Genomic DNA, 2,714 nt, shown 5'->3' with positions numbered 1-2,714 from the left:
GTTTTCCCGATCTAGTTCGCTACGACTCCACTCCTATCCATCGGGCTTTATGGCGGGTTGCAACTCGTTGCGCCGTTGTGAGCCAAAGGGAAATTGATGGTGGTTTCTTTTATCAATCAATATCGTCTAGATAGATCTATAAACTAGTTCGGCAAGAAAGCCCACAGCAAAAAACCTAGGGCTTTTACATTGGAGGTTGAAAGTTGTCTTTAGGTTTACACAAAGCAATTGGTTCAGTGATTACTGATTCTGAATTTATTTAAGTATTTATATCTTTAAATTCACACTTATGTCAATAAAATGCTAGTTGTTTAGATGTAAAATCTAATTTTGTTGTTTATGTTCTTTTTGATCAGCAAGCCTTGCTTGCTCTGGATCATCTCAGCATCGCAAATAGATTAATATAACGCCTGCCCTTTTTTTTATTTACTGCAGCCCACGCCGATTAATATTCTAAAAGTTTTTATTTTGAGCCCAACCAAAACAAATATACACTAATCATAACGCATAAGAATTGCTTGCTTTAGCCCTCTTCATTTTATCGCTCTTGTCTCTTCCTGTGGAAATAAATTGTCTCCAGCTAGATAGCTAAGTCTCCAGGCTCGTTAAGCTAAACCAACCAAGCCCGCCTGGCAAATTCAAAACGCTGGAGCAAATAAAGGCACAATACCAAGTATTAAATAATTTATATAAGGGAGATGATCTTGGCAGCTATTGTGATTTAGGACGGGTTTTAATAGCACTGCATAGACTGGTTAATCAGTGTTGATTTAACTCTATACAGATTACTGGGTCTTATGACTTGCTTATTTCCCTTGGTTTTGGGGTATGATGATTTTAAGAGTGTGTCATTTCAATGTTTATCGACAACAAGCGGGAAGAGATCTCAGCCGCTTGCCAGAGATTTGGGATTGAGCGCCTATTCGTTTTTGGCTCAGCTCTTAGAGATGACTTTAGGCCTGGTGAAAGTGATATTGATCTCCTTGTTGAATTTGGCCCTTTAGATATCACTAAGAAATTTCACATTTTTCTAGAAGCTCGTGATGCATTTCGGGAGATTCTTCGTGCCGAAGTAGATTTAGTAATGAGTGGAGCAGTGAAAAATAAAGTTATTGCCGGCGAGATTAACCGGACAAAAAAGCTTCTTTATGGCACGTGATCTATCCGCTTATCTTCAGGATATTCTTGATGCATGTATTGCTATTGAAGATGTGATGGTTGATGTTACTTTAGATAATTACCTAAGACAGCGTTTTATCAGGTCCTCAGTTGAGCGTGAATTCATCATTATTGGGGAGGCTCTTCGAAGGATCAGTGCGCTAGATGAGCCTTTATTCCTCTCTATCTCCAACTCGCGTGCGATCATTGATTTCAGAAATTTACTTGCTCATGACTACGGAGCAGTTGATGACGATTCGGTGTTCGGGCTTGTCCATTCAGATCTGATTCTCTTAAAGGCTGAGGTAGGAGTGCTTCTTCGCGATTTGTTTGGCGCAAACTAATCCTGTTATGCACCTGAACCTTTGAAAACTATCCCTAAATCAGGCTCCTTACTATTTACTTAGATGTAAAATCTAATTTTGTTGTTTATGTTCTTTTTGATCAGCAAGCCTTTAAAAGGCAAGTACTAGTTCTGGGTTGCTACGGCCATGGAGCAGGGCGCAAGCAAGCTCATCTGTACTAAATCGGGTTGTCGCCTTCGCCAATAACTAAGGTGTTGGTGTAAGCATCGGCAAACTTATCGATCAAGGCGCCCATGATCGGTGCCGTACTTACCACCAGCAGTCCGCTTTATCCGTAGTAGTGGAGTTATTAATTTACTTAAACAACCTTGGCTTTTGATTAGCGAATTAGTTCCTTTTAGTTGAGGGGGATTAGTAAACAATTAAGATAACTGGGCTTATTCCTCTTGGTAGCCAGGCAGGACTGGTGCTACACCCATCCTGCACCTTTGCTAAAACATCCAGGCAGGGCCTTCGCTAACGAAACCTAAACCAATAGCCACCATCTGTTACTTGGCGCTAGATCCATCAATTAGAAGAAGAGGGCCTAGCGTCTTGACGTTCTGACGTTAAATCGCTACTATAGTGAAATGGATGATTCAAAGCGAGCCACCATCTATTTTGATGCAGAAGTGCATCGGGCTCTGCGCATGAGAGCTGCTGCGTGTAATCGCTCAATATCAGATATGGTTAATGAGTCAGTTCGCATCACGTTGGCCGAAGATGCAGACGATTTAAAAGATGCTGATCAGAGGCAAGCTGAGGAGAGTTTTGACTTCGAAGAGTTTGTTTCAAACTTAAGGAATAGTGGAAGGATATAGGCTCATAATCAAGCCATCGGCATCGAAGGAACTTCAGGCCATAACAGATAAAGATACCCTACTTCGATTGATTGAAAGGATTAAATTACTGCAAGTTCAACCACGTCCATCTGGATCTGAAAAGCTTGCGGGCAGATTAAGCCTCTATCGCGTACGTCAAGGTAACTATCGAGTCATCTACTCTGTTGATGATCAATCTCATGTGGTCGATATTATTAAAGTCGGCCATCGAAGAGATGTCTACCGGTGAGATAATCCTCTAACATCAATTTAAAAGCCCTGGGGACGCTTACGAACGCTAAAAAGCTCCGCATTATCGGTAGAGCTAACGGGATTTACATCTACACGTTTGGGTATGGCCATCACATTAAATGCCAAAGACCAACGTTCA

General features: G+C 41.3%; 4 protein-coding genes. All 4 read left to right on the top strand.

Annotated elements, in window-relative coordinates:
- Positions 1-856 precede the first annotated feature (856 nt).
- The 4 genes from KB557_RS10520 to KB557_RS11255 all read left to right on the top strand — a co-directional run bounded on the left by KB557_RS10520 (position 857) and on the right by KB557_RS11255 (position 2,573).
- A complete protein-coding gene (locus tag KB557_RS10520) occupies positions 857-1,159 on the top strand; it encodes a nucleotidyltransferase family protein (protein ID WP_255133996.1) in 303 nt (100 codons plus the stop codon).
- Positions 1,149-1,502, top strand: a complete 354-nt coding sequence (locus tag KB557_RS10515) for a DUF86 domain-containing protein (RefSeq protein WP_255133994.1) — start codon at positions 1,149-1,151, stop codon at positions 1,500-1,502. Before KB557_RS10520 ends, KB557_RS10515 begins: the two co-directional genes overlap by 11 nt.
- A gap of 590 nt (positions 1,503-2,092) precedes the next feature.
- Positions 2,093-2,323 (top strand): CopG family transcriptional regulator, encoded by a 231-nt coding sequence (locus KB557_RS10510; protein WP_255133992.1) that lies wholly within the window; start codon positions 2,093-2,095, stop codon positions 2,321-2,323.
- Positions 2,310-2,573, top strand: a complete 264-nt coding sequence (locus KB557_RS11255) for a type II toxin-antitoxin system RelE/ParE family toxin (protein ID WP_399219008.1) — start codon at positions 2,310-2,312, stop codon at positions 2,571-2,573. Before KB557_RS10510 ends, KB557_RS11255 begins: the two co-directional genes overlap by 14 nt.
- Positions 2,574-2,714: the final 141 nt, after the last annotated feature.

The sequence above is a fragment of the Synechococcus sp. Cruz CV12-2-Slac-r genome (assembly GCF_024346075.1).
Lineage (GTDB): Bacteria > Cyanobacteriota > Cyanobacteriia > PCC-6307 > Cyanobiaceae > Synechococcus_D.
The sequence above is the reverse complement of the archived record's forward strand: the minus strand, read 5'-3'. Positions and strand labels throughout refer to the sequence as shown.